This is a genomic window from Anaerolineaceae bacterium oral taxon 439, from assembly GCA_001717545.1.
Taxonomy (GTDB): Bacteria; Chloroflexota; Anaerolineae; order Anaerolineales; family Anaerolineaceae; genus Flexilinea.
The window spans coordinates 2884789-2905438 of sequence record CP017039.1 but is presented as its reverse complement, the minus strand read 5'-3'; the positions used below and the strand labels follow the sequence as shown (position 1 = coordinate 2905438).

The window sequence follows — 20650 nt, the reverse complement described above, 5'->3', positions numbered from 1 at the left end:
GGTTTTTATGACACCTGATTATCGGGTATCACAGTCGCTTTCTAAAATATTTATTTATATTGTCTTGGTTTGTTTTGCTTTAACAGCAGTTGCCCCTTTGTTTCTGGTATTGACGAATAGTTTCAAAAGCCATGCTGAGATTACGCGTAATCCGTTGGCGCTTCCGTCGTTTTTAAATTGGACAAACTTTACTACTGCATGGAAGACGGGTAAGTTTGGGCGCGGTTTCATCAATAGCATCCTGCTTTCCGGATCGACGATTCTGATCGTTCTTATCGCTGCAACTTTGGCTGGCTATGTGCTGGCTGGTAAACGTGTGAAGCGATCAAACCTGATCACGCTTTATTTCATGGTTGCGATGACGATCCCGCTTCAGCTTTTTCTGTTTCCGCTTTATTTTATCTACGCTAAGCTGAAGCTGTTGGGGAATATTTTTGCCGTCAGTTTTATTCTTGCAGCGATTAATATGCCGTTAGCTGTGTTTTTGATGCGGACGTATTTTTTAAATGTGCCAAAAGAATTGGAAGAAGCGGCGAGAATTGATGGTGCCTCAACGAAGCAGGTCCTTTGGAATATTATGCGCCCGATCGTTTCTCCGGGATTGATTACTGTGTCCGTAATCGTTGGACTTCAAGCGTGGAACGAGTTTATGATTACGTCTACTTTTCTCCAAGGTCAGAAAAATTTCACAGCGACTTTGGGCTTTCTTTCGATGAACGGAACATATACGTCGGATCAGGGAATCATGATGGCGGGGGCGGTTATTATGATTGTTCCGGTCATTCTTTTTTTCATAAGTGTTCAGAAATATTTTATTGACGGTTTAGTCTCGGGTTCGGTCAAAGGATAAGTATGGCGATTGAACGATATAAAGAGAAAATATATGCCGGCGTTCTCGGAAAAATTATCGGCGTCTATTTAGGGCGACCGATCGAGGGTTGGTCTTACGAAAAGATTTGCCGGACTTTTGGAGATGTTGATTATTATAAAAATTTTGAAATCGGCGTGCCATTGATTGTTCCTGACGACGATATCTCCGGGACATTCGCTTTTTATCGAGCTTTAGAGGACAACGGATATTCGCGCGATATTTCAGCAGCACAAATTGGCAACGGTTGGTTGAATTATATTATCAAAAATAAAACGATTCTTTGGTGGGGCGGATTAGGACGTTCCACGGAGCATACGGCCTATTTACGATTATTGAACGGAATCAGGCCTCCTGAAAGCGGTTCGATTGCGCGGAATGGGCGGAGTATTGCCGAACAAATCGGCGCTCAGATTTTTATCGACTCCTGGGCGTTGGTAAATCCAGATGATGCTGAAAGCGCTGTAAGGATGGCGCGGGAAGCTGCGAGCGTCAGCCATGATGGGGTAGCGATCGATGCGGCTTGTTACTGGGCTGCGATGGAATCGTCAGCTTTTTCAGAATCCAATATCGATCGTTTAATGAACGATTCGCTGCGATATGTGAAAAATTCAACGTTGTTAAATTTAATTCAAGATGTCTGTGAACTGTGTGAGAAACAGGATGATTGGCGAAAGGTTCGGGACTGGATCGCTGATGTTCATGGGTATGATAAATATTCGGGAAGCTGCCCAATTGTTACAAATCATCTGGTCATGTTGATGGCGCTGCGATATGGGCGGGATGATTTTCAAAAGTCGATATCTATTGCGTGCAGCGCTGGCTGGGATACGGATTGCAACGCCGGGAATGTTGGATGTTTGAATGGTATTCGGTTGGGCTTACACGGAATCAATGCCGGCGCAGATTTGCGTTCGATTGTGGCGGATCGTCTTTATGTGGTTACGTCTGATGGCGGTAGCTGCGTTTCGGACGCAGTTCTTGAATCGCGTAAGATTTTCAAGGCCGCGGCGAGGCTCCGGGATGAAGTGGTAGCCCAACCGGAAGAAAGGTTTGTTTTCGAATTTCCCGGATCATTTCAGGGCTGGGGTGTTCATCCGAGCTGTTTGATGAATCCGGCTCATGGGCGCTTGGCGAATGAAGACGGGAAGCAGGGCTTGGTTCTGCATTACTCAAATTTAGCGAGGGGCGTTAGCGCGGCGTACTCTGTTGAAACGTTTCCTGGTCAAAAATCGTCAGGCCGGGATGGGACGAGTTATTTTGAAGTTTTGTCCTCTCCAACGCTCTATCCGACACAAAAGATACATGTTGTGATTCGTTCTGATCAGTGTGCGAATCCTCAACTGCGTTTTTTTGTTGAATATCTGAGCTGTGACGGAGCCGTTGAGAATAATTTCAGCCCCCAATACCCAATTCTTCATGGCAGGAATGAGTTTGATTGGGTCGTTCCGAAACTTAATAGCCAGGCTATTTTTCGATTTGGTGTTGAGCTTACAAGTTCAAATCGTTTGGATGGCGAGCTGCATCTGATTTCTGTGGATTGGGGTGATGCGCCGATTGCGTATCGCTTGGGCCGTTCGATCGAACTGAGCCCCGACTTGACGCCCTGGACAACTGAAACGATGTGGTTAAAAACGTTTATGAGCTCAGCGGAGCAATTCTTCCCTGATTTCGCGACGACTTTTTCTATTTCTCATCCTAAAGAAAACGGCGTTGTTACAACCGGAACGATGGATTGGAAAGATTATGCGGTTGAATCAAGGATTACCTTTTCGCAAAATGAGGGCGCCGGTATTGTTGCCCGTGCGAAAGGGCATCGACGATATTATGCTGCCATAATTAAAAATGGTGTGGCGATGATTGCGATTCGCAAAGATGAAATTTTAAACCCGATCGTTTCAATTCCATTCAATTGCGCGACTGACTCGACTCACCTTCTTCGTTTTGAGGTCCGGGAAAGCTGTCTTAGGTTCATGATTGACAGCGTCGATCTCCTTACATGTGAAGACGGAAGTTATGCCCGTGGCGGGGCCGGTTTTATTGTTGCGTCTGGCGCAATTCTGGCGGAGGGTTTTCTAATCGAAAAATTATAGAAAGGAAAACGATGGATATTCGAAAATATGAAGAAACAGTCTATGCCGGCGTTTTAGGGAAAATTATCGGCGTTTATCTTGGCAGACCGGTCGAGGGTTGGCCCTATCAAAGAATAATCGATGAATTCGGCGAGATTTCATATTATAAGCATCAGGAATGTAACGTTCCGTTAATCGTCGCGGACGACGATATATCCGGGACGTTCAGTTTCTTTCGTGCGATTGCGGATACGAATTCAGAGAATTATCTGACTGCGGCGGATTTTGGAAATGCATGGCTGAATTATATTATTGAAGATAAAACGATCCTCTGGTGGGGAGGACCAGGCCGATCGACCGAACATACGGCATATCTCAATCTGAAACGAGGTGTTCAGGCGCCTGAAAGCGGTTCGATTGACGTAAATGGGCGAACTCTGGCGGAACAGATCGGCGCGCAGATTTTTATGGACGCAATTGCGATGGCCTGCCCGAGCGATCCTGAAAAAGCGGTTGATTTGGTTCGAAAAGCTGCGTCAGTGAGTCATGACGGTATCGCGTTGGATGCAGCTTGCTACTTAGGTGCAATGGAGTCGATGGCGTTTGAAGAGAAATGTCTTGAAAAGCTGTTTGACCTTGGGATGCGATATGTTTCGGATAAAACCCTTTTGTATCTCATTGACGATATCCGAACGATTTGCGGCGCCGTAACGGACTGGCGTCAGGCGCGCGCTAAGATCGACGAAAAATATGGTTATGACGTTTATCCCGGGTGTTGTCATATCGTTCCGAATCATGCGATGGTTTTAGCCTCTTTACTTTTAGCTGGCGATAATTTTGAACGGTCAATTCAAATCGCGGCGTCGGCGGCATGGGATACTGACTGTAACGCAGGGAACGTAGGATGCCTGAACGGGATTCGCCTCGGCTTGGAAGGAATCGATAAAAAATCTGATTTCAGAACTCCAGTTGCAGATCGGATGTTGGTTATCAGCTCGGATGGCGGGTCGGTTATTTCTGACGCGGTTATTCAAACAAAAAAAATATGCATCGCGATGGCAAAGCTTTTCGACAAGCCATTTAATCCACGGACAGAACGATTCTCTTTTGACTATCCCGGCGCTCTTCAAGGCTTTTCCGTTTGTCCTTATAACGACGCTCCTAACGTACCGCTTCGGTTGATTAATTCTGATGGCGGAAAGCTGGATATTTGTTGTTATTCGGTGGGAGGTTCGGTTAATGCGGATTTTTCAACGCCGACATGGCTTGATCTTTCGGAAATTGCTCTGAATTTTTCTACGGTCGCGTCCCCGACGCTTTACGAAACGCAAACGATCCTATGGGAGATGTTATATCTTGATTCCCAGGAGCTGAAGATTGCGCCATACGTTCTTTATTACAACAGAGAAAATGTTGTCAGCAGAATTATCGGCGAGGCGAAACATATCAAAAACGGGCTCAATCTTTTCTCATGGAAGGTCCCTTCGACAGAAGGAATGCCGATTTTTCGACTTGGTTTCAGGGTCTCATCGTTCGAACGGTTTAATGGTGAGATCTCTCTGCTGCGGTTAGATTGGAATGGCTCGCCGCAGTTTTTTCGGCAGAGTGGAATGCTGATGAGTTCAATTTGGAATACAAATCCGTCTTGGCTCCAATCATGGGCGTCAAGCGCTAAATATTTTGCCGCTGATTTTAAATATACCTATTGCGTTTCGCATCCTGAAGGAAACGGTGTCGTGACGATCGGGACCGAGGATTGGTGCGATTATGTAGTATCAAGCCGGCTCTGTTTTAGTCTGCATCAAAATGGCGGTCTCGTTGCACGAAGCACAGGGCACCGAATGTATTACGCGCTTGTCTTCAGTGAATATTCAAAAATCAAGATTATCTGCCGCCGGAACGACGAGATCCGCTGTATTGCTGCCGCAAATTTTGATTATGTGGAAGATAGATTATACAGCGTTTGTCTCCGCGTTGCGGGGAATCTGATTCAGGCTGAAATTGACGGAACGATGATCCTGTCGGTTCAGGACGATCAATATTCAAAAGGCGGCGCCGGATTCCTTGTTGAGCGCGGCACGATGACGGCTGACGGCTTTTCCGTAGAATCCGAAGGCGTCAGCGAATGAAATATATAGTTATGTCAATAGTCCAATGGGATTCAATCTTTGAACCCGGTGGGAAGATCGTAAATGACGTTTCAGGCGGAGCCGGCGTATACGCTCTTTCAGGCATGAAGATTTGGACCGATGCGGTCGGGATCGTGTCTGGCGTCGGAGCGGATTATCTGTCGGCTTTCGGTTCCTGGTACAAACGGAATCAAATTTCAACCGAAGGATTATCCGTTCTCGATCCGCATTCGCCTCGGAATATGATCCGATATAAAACTGATGATGATCGATTGGAGATTTCGCTTTATGGGCGCGAACATTTTCGAAAACTGGAGCCTCAGCCGAGAGATTTAATCCCGTTTCTTTCAGGTGTGGAGGGCGTTTATATTTTTCAAAATGCAAGACCTTCGTTTTGGGATCAGATCCGAGATCTTAAAAAACGATATGGATTTCGGATCATGTGGGAAATCAGTTCGGATGCTGCGAAAGAAGAGAACCTTGATCGAATACGTATGGCCCTTTCTCCGGAAGACATTTTTTCTATTAATCGCACTGAGATGGCGAGGCTTTCTGGGGCGGATTCCGTTCAAGAGACGATCAGTTTTTTCTTGGAGACTTTTTGCTGTTCCGGTTTTCTGAGAGATGGGAAAATGGGAAGTTACGTTATTTCGAATGGGCAATGTTGTTTCATCCCAAGCTGTAGGAATATCAATGTCGTTGACCCTACCGGAGGAGGAAATAGCTCTACCGGCGGAGCTTTTATCGGATTCTGCAAAAATCTTTCGTTGGAGAGAATCGGTGCAATGGCTAATGTTTCTGCAGCTATTTGCATTGAACAATTCGGCGTTCCTCCGCGAATTGATTCGGCATGCAGAATGCGCGCAAAGGAACTGATGAATGAGATTCTGAGCGATCAGGAGTGGAAGTATGTTAAAAAGTGAGCAAATTCGTCGGAAAGAGTCAATCCGCGATATCGTTAGAGATTATCGATATAACCGTAATATCCCGCAGCGCGGCTTACTTATTGATAACCGTCCTGCCATGACGCAGATCGATCCGCAGAAGGTAGGTGAATATGTTTTGGTAACTGTCCGCGATCCGCTCTGCAGTTATGGATGCGATCCTGCGAAACTGATTGCTGAGAAGCTTGAAAAAAGCGAACGGATTGGATTATCGGGAATGTTTACAAGTTATAGCGGAACTTATAAGGGGGCAAGGATAACTGTCGTCAGCGGGGGAAGCGGGGCTGCTGAAGCGGAGCTGCTGCTTTATGACTATATGGAGTATTCGGCTGCGACAACATATATTCGAGTCGGAGGTTCCGGGGGCATGGGCGACGATGTTAATCCCGGCGATATCGTAATCAGCAGTGGTGTCGTTCGGGAAGACGGTATGACAAGTTCATATATTCCGCAATCTTTTCCGGCGGTTTGCAATTATGAAGTTGTTTTAGCGATGGTACGAGCGGCAGAAGAACTTAAATGTTCGTATCATGTGGGTATAACGCTTAGCGTATCGAGCGACTTTGTCGGCTGCGGCCGTCCCGGCGTCGGCGGTTATTTACAGCCTTGGAACGTTCAAATGCCTGGGATCTATAATCGTGCCGGCGTGCTGAATGGGGATCGTGAATCCGCCGCGATTGTCACGTTAGCGAACTTATTCGGTTTTCGAGGCGGATCGGTTTGTTCTGTTGCGGACAATATGATTACCGGAAAAAAATTCGAGGCTGGCTGTGGTCATTTAAATGCAATCGACCTTGTTTTAGAAGGTTGTGCGGTTTTGCATCAAATGGATTATGAGAAGGCTTCAAAAAGATATTGGTATCCGGAATTGACAAAAGAGAGAGGCAATTTGATATGAATGATGATTCAAAAAATATTGCTAAAAAAGTAATTTTGGATTGTGATCCTGGTATGGATGATTCGATGGCGATCGTGATGGCCGCGAAATCACGGAAGCTCGAATTGCTGGCTGTGACGACTGTGAATGGGAATTATTCAATCGAAACAACTTCGAAGAATGCTTTGAAAACTTTAGAGATGATTGCTCGTAGCGATATCCCGGTCGCACGCGGAATGGGTAAGCCAATGATTCGTCCAGTTCCGAAAGATCCATTTACGCACGGTATCGATGGACAGGCTGAAAATTTTCTGCCAGAGCCTGCTTCAGGCGTGTCTAAACTGCATGCGGTCGATTTAATTATCCAAACTGTGAAGCGATATCCCGGAGAGGTATATATACTTTGTACCGGTCCAATGACGAATTTAGCGTTAGCCTTGATCAAGGCGCCCGAAATTGTCAGATTGATTCCTGCGGTCATTGCTATTTCTGGAATGTTTGGCCTTAATGAATATGCGTTTAAAAACGCTACTGGTGATACTCCCCAAAGCGAGTGGAATGTATATGTCGATCCGGAGGCTGCGGATATTGTTTACAGGTCCGGTGTGAAATTGGTCGCGTTGGGTTTAGACGTAGCGACTCATTTTGACGTGAATTTTACCGAAGCGCAGCTGAATATGTTGAAGGAAAGTAATCGAAAGGAAGCGCGTTTCCTGTACAACGCGATCCAGTTTGTAACGGGTCGCGGATTTGACGCTTATTGCACGATTATCGATTGTCTGGCTATTGGTTATGCGATCGATCCAACATTCGTAAAAACAATGAAAGCCAGAGTTGGGATCGAAACGAAAGGAGTTCTCTCTTTGGGCATGACGGTAGTTGATCGGCGCCATCATCATGTCTGGAATCAATTACCTGAAATTGAGATTGGCATGGAAGTTGATTATACGCGCTTTTTGCGATTGTTAATCGAACTTGTCCTGCAATAGGGTTTCGCGGAGACTGTTCCTATGAATAAAGAATGTATATATATAGCCGGCCCGGAATGTTTTTACCGTGGCGGCGATCAGATTTTAGAAGCGATGCGTCGGCGTGCAGAATCATTCGGATGCGAAGTCTCACTCCCGAATGATCATAAATTTGTTTGGGATCAAGATAATTTAACGAAGAACGCTGACGCTATATTCATGAATTGCGCAAATAGCCTGAATCGATCAACGGCAATTATCTGCGATTTGGAATTTTTTCGCGGCCCGGAGGTTGATGGGGGAAGCGTCTATGAGATCGGCATGGCGTATGCCCGTGGGATTCGCTGCTATGGATATACGCGTGATAAAAGGCCCATGATTTGGAAATATTATGGATGGGAATTAAGGGACGGTGTTATTTATGATCGAAAAGGACGAATTTTACCGTATCAGGATCTTCCATTTTCTCCGAATGTAATCGGATCGACGAAAATAATTCAAGGCGATTTTAATGTTTGTCTGGATGCAATGCTGACAGACATTGAAGAAGAGCGAAAACTATCTGTATTGAGAGATCGGACGATCCCTGATGTTGCGAAAGAAGAGATGTCGTTGCCCAAAAGCAGGAAGCCGATTGCGTATCTTAGCGGGTCGGAGCGGTATGAGGCGGATGATATCATTCGATACGAATGTATGAAGAAGCTTTGTAACCGGTATGGCTTTGACGCGATAACGCCGGTTGACGACGCGGCTGGTATTCAAAGGATTCATTCGGACGATCCATATGTACGAGCTTACAATATTTTTGATCATAACCAACGGCATGTTCGAAATTGTGATTTGATTATTGCGAATCTTAATATGTTTCATGCGTGGGAAACGGAGAGCGATACCTCTTTTGAATGCGGAATGGCGTATCAACTTGGAAAGAAGCTGTATGCATATATGGACGATACAAGAATCATGCGCGAGCGAATCCCAAATTATGGATCTGCGAATGGGTTTCGTGATGTTTGCGGATGCAATGTGGAAAATTTTAATTATCCGATCAATCTTATGTTCGCTTCATCTATGAAAATATTCGAAGGAACGTTTGATTCAATAATATCTAAAGTCGCAGAGGATTATTTCGGATAATTCGGGCGTCCTGTCGATGCGCCGCTGCTGGAAATATCGTCGACGGAGATCCGTGCGCGCGTTCGCGCCGGACGGCATTACCGGTATTACGTCCGGGACTGCGTCGCGGCGCGGATAGAGGCATGGCGTTTATACCGGTAAGGATGCTTTTCATCCTTGATCACCTGACAGGGATCGAAATTTCATATTCAGAAACGGAACGCCTGGAACCTGTTCCTTGCGTTATCGTACGAAATGGGCGGGCGTCTGTTTACGGGAACGGAATGCGCTGATAGAATAGATTCGGATGATAAGCACTTTTGAAATTGAGGCGCAGAAATGACGACAATTTTTGATAAATTTCGTATGATCGGAAAGACGGCGGTCGTAACCGGCGGGATCGGTCTGTTGGGAAAAGAATTCAGTCGGGCGCTGGCGCAGGCGGGGGCGGACGTCATCGTCGCCGACCTGAACGCGGCGGGAGCGGAGGAAACCGCGGCGGAGCTTCGCGGCGAAGGCGGGAAAGCGCAGGGCTGCGGCGTGGACGTGACGGACAAGGCGTCGGTCGATCGCATGACCGGGTTTGCCCTCGAAAAGACGGGACGGCTGGACGTTCTCGTCTGTTCCGCGGCGCTCGATCCCAAGTTTGATCGGACGCAGGGGAAGCACCTGAACGATTTCGAGAGTTATCCGCTGAAAATGTGGCGGGACGCGCTTGACGTTAATCTGACCGGGCTGTTCCTCTGCGCGCAGTCGGCTGCGCGGCCGATGAAGGCGCAGAATCACGGCGTGATTATCAATATCTGCTCGACGTATGGGCTCGTCGGTCCGGACCAGCGTTTATATGAACGCCCGGATCAGGATCCGTCGGAGCGTCAGTATAAGCCGGTTTTTTACTCGGTAACGAAAGCGGGCGTCGTCGGGTTGACGAAATATCTGGCGACGTATTACGCCGGGACGGGGATCCGGGCGAACTGCCTGACGCCGGGAGGCGTCTATAACGGGCATGACGACGTTTTCAATTCACAGTATTCAGCGCGGGCGGTTCTCGGACGGATGGCGAAGAAGGACGAGATGAGCGGGGCGCTGCTGTTCCTGGCGTCGGACGCGTCGACGTACATGACTGGCGCGAACCTTGTCGTTGACGGCGGCTGGACGGCATGGTAAGCGCGGCGCCGGCGGCCGGCGGGCTGAACATTGTCGCGATTATTCCCGCTCGCGGCGGATCGAAAGGCATTCCGCATAAAAATATTAAACCGTTCGCCGGGTACCCGCTGATCGCGTATTCGATCGCGGCCGCGAAGGAATCGAAGTACGTTTCGCGGATCCTGGTTTCGACGGACGATCCGGAGATCGCGGCGGTTGCGCGCGATTGGGGAGCGGAAGCGCCGTTTCTCCGTCCGGCGGAGATTTCCGGCGACATGGCGCTCGATCTTCCCGTGTTTCAGCATGCGGTTCGGTGGCTGGCGGAGAACGAGGGGTACCGCTCGGATATCGTTATTCAGCTCCGTCCGACGTCGCCGTTCCGGACGCCGGGATTGGTCGACGAAGCGATCCGGCTCCTCCTGGACCATCCGGAAGCCGATTCGGTCCGCGGCGTCGTGCCGTCCGGCGAGAACCCGTTCAAGATGTGGCGGGTTGACGAAAAAACGGGGCGGATGTATGGGCTGATTCCGGTCGAGGGTCTCGCCGAACCGTATAACTCGCCGCGTCAGGCGCTCCCGAAAACATACTGGCAAACGGGCCATATCGACGCGATTCGGCCGGAACGAACGTTCATGGCGGGCGAGAGCATGAGCGGGAAGGTTATCCTCCCGCTGTTTCTGGATCCGGCGATCAAGGTCGATATCGACAATCCGTCGGACTGGGAAAAGTATGAGGCGGTTTTACGGAGCGGAAAAATCAGGGTCGTTACGCCGGGCGCAGCGAAGCGGGCGCTTCCGAAGAACGTTCGCCTGATTGTGCTGGATTTTGACGGCGTGATGACGGACGATTTGGTTACCGTCGACGAGAATGGGACGGAGTCGGTCCGCTGCAGCAGGTCGGACGGGCTGGGGATCCGGCTCGTGAAAGAAGCGGGGATCGCGGTCGTCGTGATTTCGAGCGAAACGAACCGGGTTGTCGCGGCGCGCTGTAAGAAGCTGGGGATCGATTTCGTTCAGGGAACGTTGCAGAAGACGGAAAAACTCCGGGAATATTGTCAGGAGAAAAAGATCGATTCAGCGGACGCGGTTTACGTTGGAAACGACGTAAACGATATCGCCTGCTTCCCGGTCGTTGGATGCGCGCTGGTTCCCAGCGACGCGCATGAAAAAGCGCTGGCGGCGGCGGATATCGTTCTGACCAGGACCGGCGGGCATGGCGCGGTTCGGGAAGCCTGCGACCGGATCCTGGACCGGGGGCAGTCGTGAAAGGATGGAATGTATCATGTCAAAAACGGTAAGGCTGGGGCGGAAGCTCGTCGGCGAAGGCCAGCCGACGTATATTATCGCTGAGATTGGGATCAATCATAACGGCGATTTGAATATCGCGAAAGAAATGATCCGGCGGGCGGCCGCCGCCGGCGTCGACGCGGTCAAGTTTCAGAAGCGCACGCCGGAGATTTGCGTTCCGGCGGCGGAACAGGGGAAAATGCGCGAGACGCCGTGGGGGTACATGACGTATCTGGATTACCGCCGGCATGTCGAATTCGGCGAGGCGGATTATCGCGAGATCGATCGGCTTTGCCGCGAGCTGGGGATCGAATGGTTCGCGTCCGTCTGGGACGAGGTTTCGGTCGATTTCCTCGAAGCGTTCGATCCGATCGCCTATAAGATCCCGTCGGCGGGCCTGACGGATTTACCGTTGCTGCGGAAATGCGAAGCGACGGGACGTCCGGTGATCCTGTCGACCGGGATGTCGACAATGGATCAGATTCGGGCCGGGGTCAGGGTTTTTAAGAATCTGGATAAGCTGATTATTACGCACGCGACCAGCGCATATCCCTGCGATCCGACAGAGCTGAACCTGCGCGTTATCCCGCGGCTGATCGCCGAGTTTGACTGCCCGATTGGCTACTCGGGGCATGAAGTCGGGTTGATCCCGTCGGTCGTTTCGATCGCGCTGGGAAGCTGCATGATCGAGCGGCATTTCACGTTGGACCGCGCCATGTGGGGAACCGATCAGGCGGCGTCGGTCGAGCCGCAGGGGCTGGCGAAGCTGGTCAAGTATACCCGCGTCACGGAACAGGCGTTAGGCGATGGGAAGAAGCGCGTTTATGACGACGAGCTCCCGAGTTTAGCGAAGCTGCGCCGCGTTCAGTAATTCATAAGTATCTCAGAATATGGCCGATTCTTTATCCGGGTACGGATCGATTCGCGCGTTGATCAACCGGCTCATGAATAAGAACCGGACGATTCAAACCGACGCTCATAACCGGCGTCGGTTTGAATCGGTTAATCGCGCGGTTCAAAGCGCGTTCGGCGGACGGGACCGCGCGCGCCCGGTTTTATTCTTTAATGCGTCGACGCGGATCGATCGGACGAGCCTGAACGCTGCGTTCGCCTGGCTGGCGGGGAGCTCGCTTCAGCAGAGCGGCATCCCGGTGACGTTCCTGGTCTGCGCGAAGGGGCTGTACCCCTGCGTTCTGGGAACGAACCGCGACGATCCGAAAGCGGCGCTGCCCTGCGACCGCTGTATGCGGCTGTCGGCGGAGATTTACCGCGGCGCGGACGCCGTCCCGCTCGACTATCGGAGCGACCCGGCGGTTTTTAACGACGTCGAGGGACTCGATTTCGGCGGGTTGGAGGCGTACGAGCGCGACGGCGTTCCGCTCGGAAAGCTGACGCTCCCGTCGCTGCGCTGGATTCTCCGACGGCATCATATCGAAACGGTTGAGCATGCGGCGCGGCTGTACCGCATGTATATCCGGTCCGCCTGGAGCGTTTATCTCCAGGTTGACGAATGGGTCCGGGAGAACCAACCGCGCGCGATCGTCGTGTTTAATGGGCAGCAGTATCCGGAAGCGATCGTGAAATGGATCGGCGACCGGGCTGGGATTCCCACGTTTACGCATGAGGTCGGCCTGATGCCGGAGACGGCGATTTTTACGGCGGGGGAAGCGACCGCCTGTCCGATCGCGCTCCCGGCGGATCTGGAGATGACCCCCGAGCGGAACGCGCGGTTGGACGAGTACCTCGAAGCACGGATGAAGGGCGTATTTAAAACGGCCGGGGTTCAGTTCTGGCCGGAGATGGAAGGGCTGACGCCGGCGTTCTGGAACCTCGCGCGTTCATTCCGGCAGGTTGTCCCGATTTTTACCAATGTCGTTTTTGATACCAGCCAGAAACATGCGAACGTCGTTTTTGACGACATGTTCCAGTGGCTCGACGCGGTTAAGGAGATTATCGAGAAACATGTTAACACGCTTTTCGTTATCCGCGCGCATCCGGACGAAATCCGGAAAGGGAAGGAATCCGAGGAAACGGTCACGGACTGGGCTCAGCGAAACCGCCTGACGCTGCTGCATAACGTTTTATTTATCGGGCCGGGTCAGTTTATTTCGTCGTATGACCTGATTCGGATCGCGAAATTTGTCATGGTTTATAATTCGACGATCGGGCTGGAAGCGGCGGCGATGGGCGCGCTCGTTATTTCCGGGGGCGCGTCGCGCTTTACGCCCTACCCGATCAGCGAATTTCCGAAATCGCGCGAGGCGTACGCGGAAACGGTCGGCCGTTATCTCGACGCGACCGAGATCCAGGTCCCCGCGCTGTATCAGGAAACGGCGCGAAAATTCATGTATTATCAGTTCTTTCATGTCGCGCTCCCGCTTCGCCGCTTTATCGAGCCGGACCCGGCCTGGCGCGGGTACGTTCGGATCCGGAATTTTGACCCGAGCGCGCTGACGCCCGAAAAGGACGAAACGATGCGCGTGATTCAGGATGGAATCCTGCGCGGCGGCGATTTCACGCTGCCGCTGACCGATCAGGCGGCGGGCGAAACGGAAGGAGAATAGAAAACGAAATGGACTCTGCGAAAGCGAAAATCGTGGCATTTGTCCCCATGCGTCATCATTCGGTTCGTGTCGAGGGGAAAAATTACCGGATGCTGGCCGGGAAACCGCTGTATCATTACATCCTGGACGCGTTGCTGAACGTTCCGGAGATTTCCGAGATCGTCGTCGATACCGATAGCCCTGTCGTTATCGAGGGCCTGGCCAAGGATTTCCCGATGGTCAGGCCGATCCTGCGACCGGAGGCGCTGCGCGCCGGAGACGTTCCGATGAACGAAATTCTCGTTTACGATACGTCGCAGATTGAAGCCGATTTTTATCTTCAGACGCATAGCACGAATCCGCTCCTGAAAGCGGAGACGATTTCGGAGGGGATTCAGGCGTTCCAGGCGAAATCTTATTTGTACGATTCGATGTTCTCCGTCACGAAGGTTCAGAAGCGTTATTGGGACGAGTTGGCCCGTCCGATCAATCACAATGCCGCGATCCTGCTTCGGACGCAGGATCTGCCGCCGATTTATGAGGAAAATTCCTGCTTCTACCTGTTTACCCGCGAAATCCTGCTGACGTATCGCAACCGCATCGGTTCACGTCCGTTGCTGTACGAAATTCCGGCGATCGAAGCGCAGGATATCGACGATGAGACGGAATGGAACGTGACCGAGATGCTGATGAAGCTGCGTCAGGCGGGGGAGATTTAAGCTTCTATCACTGCTAGCTAATCATTAAAAAGGACGAAATTCTTAAAGAGTTAAGAGTTTTGTAACATTGAGTCTTAGCGTACCAGTGTTATAGTATACTATAATAGTGTCAAGAAGATTGGCCGGACAGAATTCGAATTCATGATGACAGCGGGATTTTATGCCCGCATCAGGAGAAAAAGAAAACCGATGAGTCTGGATCATATTTTCGACGAAAGTCAACCCATCTATCAGCAGATCGTGCAGCGGATCAACGCGAAGATCCTGCGTGGGGAATACCCGCCGGGCGGGAAGCTGCCTTCCGTGATCGAAGCTGCCATGATTTACAAAGTGAACCACAATACGGTCGCGCGAGCGTATTCGGAATTGATTCGATCGGGGATCGCGGCGACGCAGCGGGGCGAGGGGACGTTCGTTACCCGGGACGAGGCAATGTTGGAGCGGATGGCGCGCGAGATGAAACGGGCGCTGATGACGGATTTCCTGCAATCGTCGCAGGCACTCGGGATTTCCGTCGATGAGATGATCGCTTTCCTGAAGGAGGCGTCTGATCAGGCGGACGCTCCGTCGGAAAGGGAGAAAGGATAAACCCAATGAAAGCAGTTACATTAACTAAAGGAGCAACAAAAGAAACGCTATTCCGCGTTTTTCGATCGCGGCGTTTCGGTATCGCGGTCGGTTTCGGGCTGATCTTCCTGATCGTCAGCGTCTATACCCGACTCTTCTCGAATCAGGCGCTTCCGAAGGAATACTCGTTCGCTGACCTCTGGTTTTATGTTTATACCTACGCCCATTACACGCTGGCGCTGCCAATTCTCGCGGTCATGCCGTTTTCGGACGCGCTGGCGATCGAGCGATCCGAGGGGTTTCTTCGCCCGCTCGTTTTTCGCAGCGGCTTCCGCTCTTACGTTCGGGAGCGGTTTTTCGTGAACGCGATCGCGGCTGCCGTCGCTGCCATGCTTCCGCTCGCCGGGCTGTATCTCTTTACGAACCTGTATGTCCCACGGGCGCAGTATCCGATTAACGTTTGGGATATGCCGGTGGCAGGGCGTCCGTATGGTTTGCTGATGCCGTTTTTTCAGCGCACTCCGGATCTGTTTATCCTTTTTATTTCGGGCATGGTCGGGCTGATGAGCGCGCTGTATGCGACGTTCGCGATGAGCCTGTCGTTCGTCATGACGAATCGTTATTGGATTTTGGGATTTCCTTGCGCGTTTTACCTGTTTTCGCATTTCGTCGCGGTGAAGACGAACTTTTTCGGCGCGGACTGGTCGCCGACTGCGCCGCTCTACTGTAACTTCTGGCACGAGTACTCATCGGCGCGTATCTTTTTTCTGCATCCGCTGGCATTGACGGCGCTGATTTCGGCGATCCTGATTCTTTTCGCCAGGCGTGAACGCGTATTATCGTAGGGAGGAATGATGAAACCGTCCGCATATTTTCAATATCAATTGAAACGGATGCTGCTGCGTCCGCGCTGGCTGATGATTTTTCCGGTCGTCGGATTCATCGCCTATTTATCATCGAACGCCATCGCGCTCGTCGGCAACGAATATCCGCCGATGGATCTGACGATGCTGCCGGATGCATTCGGCATGGTCACGAATCAGGTCAACGGCTGGGATGCTTTTTTTATTGCGTTTGGAAATCTGGAATATCTTGTCTTGGGGACGCTGAGTCTCTTCCTGCTCTGCGTTTCGGATATTCTCCCTGAAAGCGAGTTTGGAAACCTGGCGCTGTTCCGGCTTGGCTCGCGGCGGAGGTGGTGGGGCGTGAAAAGCGCCGTGACGCTGATCGCGGCGGCGCTGTATCTTGCGCTGTGCATGGCGATCGTTTTCGCCGCCGGCGTTATCCGCAACGGGTTTGATCTGAATTGGAGCGCGTTTGGAGCGAGCGGAACGAGTATTCTGACGCCGGCGATGATGAAATTCGGTTATACCGCGCCGATGAGGCTGGCTTTTATTGTCTTCATGATGCAGACGTTGGGTTTCTGGACGCTCGGTATGGTGATGATGATTCTGACGCTGCGGCTTGGGAAACCGCTCTGGGGGTACCTCGCGGTCATGGTTCTCTGCGCCGTGACGTTCCCGCTCGAATACGCGTTAATCAACGTTCCGTCCCTGATTTCGATTTTATCGCCGCTGCGGAATCTGACGATGGTTTATTGGGCGTTCCCGTTTCGGCAGGGGCCAATCTGGTGGTCGTTTGCCTATTGGCTGATCTGGATTGCAGTTCTAAATTTGATTGGGCGGAAGCTCTGCGAATGTGTTCCGCTCGTCTCAAAACATGATTCGAAGGAAGAAGGCCGCGCATGAACAATATGGATGAAAAATACGTTTTGACCGCCTCAGACGTGGCGCTGTCGTTTGGGAAGAAGACCGTTCTGGACGGCGTGAATCTCGAACTTCCGCGCGGAAGGATCTACGGCGTTACGGGCGCGAACGGCGCAGGGAAGTCGGTTTTGCTGCGCTGCCTGAGCGGATTCATCCGACCGACGCGCGGTGAAGTCCGTGTCTTCGGGAAGAAAATCGGCATGGAAGCCGAGTTCGCGCCGAATACGGGCGTCCTGATTGATTCGCCCGGATTTTTGCGCAGCGCGAGCGCACTCGAAAATTTGACGATCCTCGCCGCCGTGAGCGGTTCGGTCCCGACGGGAAGGATCCTTGAAGTCCTGAGCGTCGTCGGCCTGAACGGCGGGGACGGCCGTCCGGTCAGCTGCTATTCGAGCGGCATGATGCAGCGGTTATATCTGGCGCAGGCGTTGATGGAAGATCCGGATTTGCTGCTGCTGGACGAGCCGACGAATATGCTGGACGTGGATGGGCAGCGGCAAATTTATGACCTGATCGTTGAATTAAATCGGGCAGGGAAGACGATTCTCCTGACGAGCAACTATCCGGATGAGTTGAAGATCCTCTGTGATCAGGTGTTTAAATTGGATGCCGGGAGGCTTGCGCCTTACGAAATCGCGGAGCGCGCTGCTTTCGCAGTCGCGTAAGCCGACCGGTGGGGATCATCCGCGTCCGGTATCCTGTCCAATTCTATATTTGACGCAAGGTAAAGGGGAAGCGCGGAATTCGCTGAGCGCCGTGTTTCCTTTGGTAATCCGCTGCGGAGGTCATCCCGCCATGGATATCGTTCCTCGGATTTGCATTCTGCTGAAAGCTGACTAAAATAGAGGATAGCGGAATAATAAGGGAGAAACGTAAATGAAGAAAACGGTTATATTATCGGCGCCGTACATGATGGCTCAGCGGGAACGGTTCAAGCGCGTTCTTGAAGAAGTTTACGGTTTGGAAGTGATTATCCCGGAAGTGAAACAGAAGCTTCGCGAGGACGATATCCTGAAATATGCCGGGCAGTTTGACGGGATTCTCTGCGGCGACGACGAGTTCAGCGCGCGCGTGATCGAGGCCTGCGCCCCACGGCTTAAGGTCGTTTCGAAATGGGGAACCGGGATCGACGCGATCGATAAAGCGGCCTGCGCCAAATTCGGCGTCGTTATCGGCAACACGGTCAACGCGTTCACGGTCCCGGTAGCCGAGTCAGCGATCGGCTACATGCTGTCGTTTGTGCGCGGATTGAAGGCGATGGATGCCTCGATGCGCGAGGGGGTGTGGAATAAGCCGCCGATCTCGACGCTGTCGGAAGCGACGGTGGGGATTATCGGCGTTGGGAATTGCGGTCAGGCGGTCGCGCGCCGGCTCCGCGGCTTCGGCGCGCGGATCCTCTGCAACGATATTATCGAAATCCGGCCGGACTTCATGCTCGAAACGCGGGCGGAAAACGTTTCTCTGGAAAAACTGCTGGCTGAATCGGATATTGTGACCTGCCATGTCGACTTAAACCCGACCAGCTATCACCTGATCAACGCGGAAACGCTGAAAAGGATGAAGCCGACGGCGATCCTGCTGAACCTGTCGCGCGGGCCGGTCGTCGACGAACCGGCGCTTATCGAAGCGCTGAAAGCGGGAACAATCGCCGCCGCGGCGCTCGACGTTTTTGAAACGGAACCGCTTCCGGCGTCGTCGGAGCTGCTGACGATGGATAACGTCATGCTCGCGCCGCACAACTCGAATTTCAGCCCGATCGCCTGCGAACGGGTGCATTGGTCGACGATCCGGAACTGCGTCGCCGCGCTCGGTTTTGACACGAGCAATATTGAAGAACTCAAAAAGAAATATTAATGAATCCGAAAATTAAGGATTTTCTCAGCCGGACGGTTCCCGCGCCGATCCTTTCCGCCGGAAAGGAGGTTTACGACGGCTTAAAACGCGTTCCAAACCTGCCGGCGGCGTACCTGAACCCGGCCCGGCGCGACTCGATCGCGCGGCTGACCGCGCTCCGCGACCGACATCGCGGCGAGCGCTGTTTTATTCTGGGGAACGGACCGAGCCTGAAACGGACCGATTTATCGAAGCTGCGGAACGAAACGACGTTCGGGCTGAACCGGATCTATCTGGCGTTCCCGGAGATGGGGTTCGAAACGTCGTATTATCTTTGCGTTAACGATCTGGTCGTGGAACAGACGTCGGCGGATATCCAGCGGCTGACGATGCCGCGGTTCGTGACGACGCGGGCGCTGAAGTACCTCTCGCCGGAGGAGGATCTTTATTTCCTGTACGCGACGTATACCGGCGCGAAGTTCCAGAAGGATATCCGCTTCCGGATGTGGGAGGGGGCGACGGTAACGTACATGGCGCTTCAGACGGCGTATTACCTGGGGTTTTCCGAAGTCATCCTGATCGGCGTGGACCATTCGTTCGCAACGCAGGGAAAGCCGAACGAAACGGTCGTTTCGCAGGGAGACGATCCCAACCATTTCAACCCCGGTTATTTCGGGAAAGGTTTCCGCTGGCAGCTCCCGGATTTAGAGACGTCGGAGAAAGCGTACGCGCTCGCGAACGAAACGTACCGCGCGGCGGGCCGGCGGGTCATCGACGCGACCGTCGGCGGGAAGCTGACGATTTTTCCGAAAACCGATTACGAAAGCCTGTTTTAGCGATATGGCTCTGCGTTTTTCGATCGTGACGCCGTCGTACCGGCAGGCCGCTTTTCTGGAGCGGACGATCCAATCCGTCCTGACGCAGTCTTACCCCGCCGCGGAGTATTTCGTTATCGACGGCGGGTCGGACGACGGGAGCCGGAAAATTCTCGAAGCGCATTCGCGCGAGTTGAGCGGCTGGGTTTCTGAAAAGGACCGCGGTCAGGCGGACGCGATCAATAAAGGTTTCGCGCGGGCGGGCGGCGATATCTACGGCTGGATCAATTCGGACGATTTTTATCTTTCCGGGGCGTTCGAGCGCGTCGCGCGGGTTTTCAGCGAGCGTCCGGACATCGATTTCGTCTATGGCGACGCGTTGTCGGTCGATCGGGACGGGGCGCTGGTGAACGTTATGCGTTTCGCGCCGTACGAATGGGCGGATTTAGCGTCATTCCGGATTATCAGCCAGCCGGCGGTCTTTTTCCGCCGTTCGCTTTGGGAGAAGAGCGGCGGGCTGGACCTCACGTATCATTATTTATTGGATCATCATCTGTGGCTGCGCATGACGCCGGACGCGGGGATCGTTTATCTTCCGGAACCGTTAGCCGCGGCGCGGTTTTATTCCGAGGCGAAGAACCGCGCGAATACGGCTGATTTCGGGAAAGAAGCGCGCCGGATTGTCGGTTGGCTTTTATCTGACGAACGCTTTCGGACGATGAGCGAACCGATCGTGAAAAAGATTCGCGGCGGCGCGGCCTGGCTCGACGCGAATTACCTGTCGGTCGGGGGAATGAACGGGGCTGCGCTGCGGGCGTACGCGAAGGCGTTTACGCTCGCGCCGAAGCGGGTCATTGACGATTGGCGGAGAGTTCTGCTGACGGGGTTGGGTTTGGTTTCGCCGTCCGCGGCGGCGCGGATTTTCGAGCGGCAGTCCGCGAAACGACTGGAGGGACTGCGCGCGTATCAGGCATGGATCCAGGGGCCGGAGAGGAACTGAG

The 20650-nt window shown here is 52.4% G+C and carries 19 protein-coding genes; all 19 read left to right on the top strand.

Annotated features, from left to right (window positions below):
• Nucleotides 1–7: 7 nt before the first annotated feature.
• Nucleotides 8–850: a sugar ABC transporter permease gene (locus BEQ56_12880; GenBank protein AOH44281.1), complete on the top strand. Its 843-nt coding sequence runs from the start codon at nucleotides 8–10 to the stop codon at nucleotides 848–850.
• 2 nt (nucleotides 851–852) lie between these two features.
• Nucleotides 853–2961, top strand: a complete 2109-nt coding sequence (locus tag BEQ56_12875; protein AOH44280.1) for an ADP-ribosylglycohydrolase — start codon at nucleotides 853–855, stop codon at nucleotides 2959–2961.
• 11 nt (nucleotides 2962–2972) lie between these two features.
• A complete protein-coding gene (locus tag BEQ56_12870) occupies nucleotides 2973–5069 on the top strand; it encodes an ADP-ribosylglycohydrolase (GenBank protein ID AOH44279.1) in 2097 nt (698 codons plus the stop codon).
• Nucleotides 5066–5992 carry a hypothetical protein gene (locus tag BEQ56_12865; protein ID AOH44278.1) on the top strand — a complete coding sequence of 309 codons (927 nt, stop codon included), beginning with the start codon at nucleotides 5066–5068 and terminating at the stop codon, nucleotides 5990–5992. Before BEQ56_12870 ends, BEQ56_12865 begins: the two co-directional genes overlap by 4 nt.
• Nucleotides 5979–6911: a uridine phosphorylase gene (locus tag BEQ56_12860; GenBank protein AOH44277.1), complete on the top strand. Its 933-nt coding sequence runs from the start codon at nucleotides 5979–5981 to the stop codon at nucleotides 6909–6911. The genes BEQ56_12865 and BEQ56_12860 overlap by 14 nt, the downstream gene beginning before the upstream one ends.
• The gene (locus tag BEQ56_12855) at nucleotides 6908–7879 is read left to right on the top strand and encodes a hydrolase (GenBank protein ID AOH44276.1); all 972 of its coding nucleotides are present in this window, start codon (nucleotides 6908–6910) and stop codon (nucleotides 7877–7879) included. Before BEQ56_12860 ends, BEQ56_12855 begins: the two co-directional genes overlap by 4 nt.
• A gap of 21 nt (nucleotides 7880–7900) precedes the next feature.
• Nucleotides 7901–8995, top strand: coding sequence for a hypothetical protein (locus BEQ56_12850; protein AOH44275.1), 1095 nt, complete (start codon nucleotides 7901–7903; stop codon nucleotides 8993–8995).
• Between the two features lie 318 nt (nucleotides 8996–9313).
• Nucleotides 9314–10141 carry a hypothetical protein gene (locus tag BEQ56_12845; GenBank protein AOH44274.1) on the top strand — a complete coding sequence of 276 codons (828 nt, stop codon included), beginning with the start codon at nucleotides 9314–9316 and terminating at the stop codon, nucleotides 10139–10141.
• Complete coding sequence (locus tag BEQ56_12840; protein AOH44273.1) at nucleotides 10135–11385, top strand: hypothetical protein; 1251 nt, start codon at nucleotides 10135–10137, stop codon at nucleotides 11383–11385. Before BEQ56_12845 ends, BEQ56_12840 begins: the two co-directional genes overlap by 7 nt.
• A 4-nt stretch (nucleotides 11386–11389) precedes the next feature.
• On the top strand, nucleotides 11390–12277 hold the full coding sequence (locus BEQ56_12835) for an N-acetylneuraminate synthase (protein AOH44551.1): 888 nt from the start codon (nucleotides 11390–11392) through the stop codon (nucleotides 12275–12277).
• A gap of 19 nt (nucleotides 12278–12296) precedes the next feature.
• Nucleotides 12297–13970, top strand: a complete 1674-nt coding sequence (locus BEQ56_12830; GenBank protein AOH44272.1) for a hypothetical protein — start codon at nucleotides 12297–12299, stop codon at nucleotides 13968–13970.
• Between the two features lie 8 nt (nucleotides 13971–13978).
• Complete coding sequence (locus BEQ56_12825) at nucleotides 13979–14668, top strand: acylneuraminate cytidylyltransferase (protein ID AOH44271.1); 690 nt, start codon at nucleotides 13979–13981, stop codon at nucleotides 14666–14668.
• 189 nt (nucleotides 14669–14857) lie between these two features.
• Nucleotides 14858–15256 carry a hypothetical protein gene (locus BEQ56_12820; protein ID AOH44270.1) on the top strand — a complete coding sequence of 133 codons (399 nt, stop codon included), beginning with the start codon at nucleotides 14858–14860 and terminating at the stop codon, nucleotides 15254–15256.
• A 5-nt stretch (nucleotides 15257–15261) separates the two neighbouring features.
• On the top strand, nucleotides 15262–16080 hold the full coding sequence (locus tag BEQ56_12815; protein AOH44269.1) for a hypothetical protein: 819 nt from the start codon (nucleotides 15262–15264) through the stop codon (nucleotides 16078–16080).
• Nucleotides 16081–16089: 9 nt separating this feature from the next.
• On the top strand, nucleotides 16090–16983 hold the full coding sequence (locus tag BEQ56_12810; GenBank protein ID AOH44268.1) for a hypothetical protein: 894 nt from the start codon (nucleotides 16090–16092) through the stop codon (nucleotides 16981–16983).
• Nucleotides 16984–16988: 5 nt separating this feature from the next.
• On the top strand, nucleotides 16989–17666 hold the full coding sequence (locus BEQ56_12805) for a hypothetical protein (protein ID AOH44550.1): 678 nt from the start codon (nucleotides 16989–16991) through the stop codon (nucleotides 17664–17666).
• A 211-nt stretch (nucleotides 17667–17877) separates the two neighbouring features.
• Complete coding sequence (locus BEQ56_12800) at nucleotides 17878–18855, top strand: hypothetical protein (protein ID AOH44267.1); 978 nt, start codon at nucleotides 17878–17880, stop codon at nucleotides 18853–18855.
• 137 nt (nucleotides 18856–18992) lie between these two features.
• Nucleotides 18993–19670 (top strand): hypothetical protein, encoded by a 678-nt coding sequence (locus tag BEQ56_12795; GenBank protein AOH44549.1) that lies wholly within the window; start codon nucleotides 18993–18995, stop codon nucleotides 19668–19670.
• Nucleotides 19671–19674: 4 nt separating this feature from the next.
• A complete protein-coding gene (locus BEQ56_12790) occupies nucleotides 19675–20649 on the top strand; it encodes a hypothetical protein (GenBank protein AOH44266.1) in 975 nt (324 codons plus the stop codon).
• The last annotated feature ends 1 nt before the right edge of the window (nucleotide 20650 follow it).

Coding starts and splice junctions, on each gene's coding strand:
- BEQ56_12805 (AOH44550.1), top strand. CDS start 16,989: ATGGATGAAAAATACGTTTTGACCGCCTCAGACGTGGCGCTGTCGTTT.
- BEQ56_12810 (AOH44268.1), top strand. CDS start 16,090: ATGAAACCGTCCGCATATTTTCAATATCAATTGAAACGGATGCTGCTG.
- BEQ56_12875 (AOH44280.1), top strand. CDS start 853: ATGGCGATTGAACGATATAAAGAGAAAATATATGCCGGCGTTCTCGGA.
- BEQ56_12790 (AOH44266.1), top strand. CDS start 19,675: ATGGCTCTGCGTTTTTCGATCGTGACGCCGTCGTACCGGCAGGCCGCT.
- BEQ56_12865 (AOH44278.1), top strand. CDS start 5,066: ATGAAATATATAGTTATGTCAATAGTCCAATGGGATTCAATCTTTGAA.
- BEQ56_12825 (AOH44271.1), top strand. CDS start 13,979: ATGGACTCTGCGAAAGCGAAAATCGTGGCATTTGTCCCCATGCGTCAT.
- BEQ56_12835 (AOH44551.1), top strand. CDS start 11,390: ATGGAATGTATCATGTCAAAAACGGTAAGGCTGGGGCGGAAGCTCGTC.
- BEQ56_12855 (AOH44276.1), top strand. CDS start 6,908: ATGAATGATGATTCAAAAAATATTGCTAAAAAAGTAATTTTGGATTGT.
- BEQ56_12840 (AOH44273.1), top strand. CDS start 10,135: ATGGTAAGCGCGGCGCCGGCGGCCGGCGGGCTGAACATTGTCGCGATT.
- BEQ56_12880 (AOH44281.1), top strand. CDS start 8: ATGACACCTGATTATCGGGTATCACAGTCGCTTTCTAAAATATTTATT.
- BEQ56_12820 (AOH44270.1), top strand. CDS start 14,858: ATGAGTCTGGATCATATTTTCGACGAAAGTCAACCCATCTATCAGCAG.
- BEQ56_12800 (AOH44267.1), top strand. CDS start 17,878: ATGAAGAAAACGGTTATATTATCGGCGCCGTACATGATGGCTCAGCGG.
- BEQ56_12860 (AOH44277.1), top strand. CDS start 5,979: ATGTTAAAAAGTGAGCAAATTCGTCGGAAAGAGTCAATCCGCGATATC.
- BEQ56_12870 (AOH44279.1), top strand. CDS start 2,973: ATGGATATTCGAAAATATGAAGAAACAGTCTATGCCGGCGTTTTAGGG.
- BEQ56_12815 (AOH44269.1), top strand. CDS start 15,262: ATGAAAGCAGTTACATTAACTAAAGGAGCAACAAAAGAAACGCTATTC.
- BEQ56_12850 (AOH44275.1), top strand. CDS start 7,901: ATGAATAAAGAATGTATATATATAGCCGGCCCGGAATGTTTTTACCGT.
- BEQ56_12830 (AOH44272.1), top strand. CDS start 12,297: ATGGCCGATTCTTTATCCGGGTACGGATCGATTCGCGCGTTGATCAAC.
- BEQ56_12845 (AOH44274.1), top strand. CDS start 9,314: ATGACGACAATTTTTGATAAATTTCGTATGATCGGAAAGACGGCGGTC.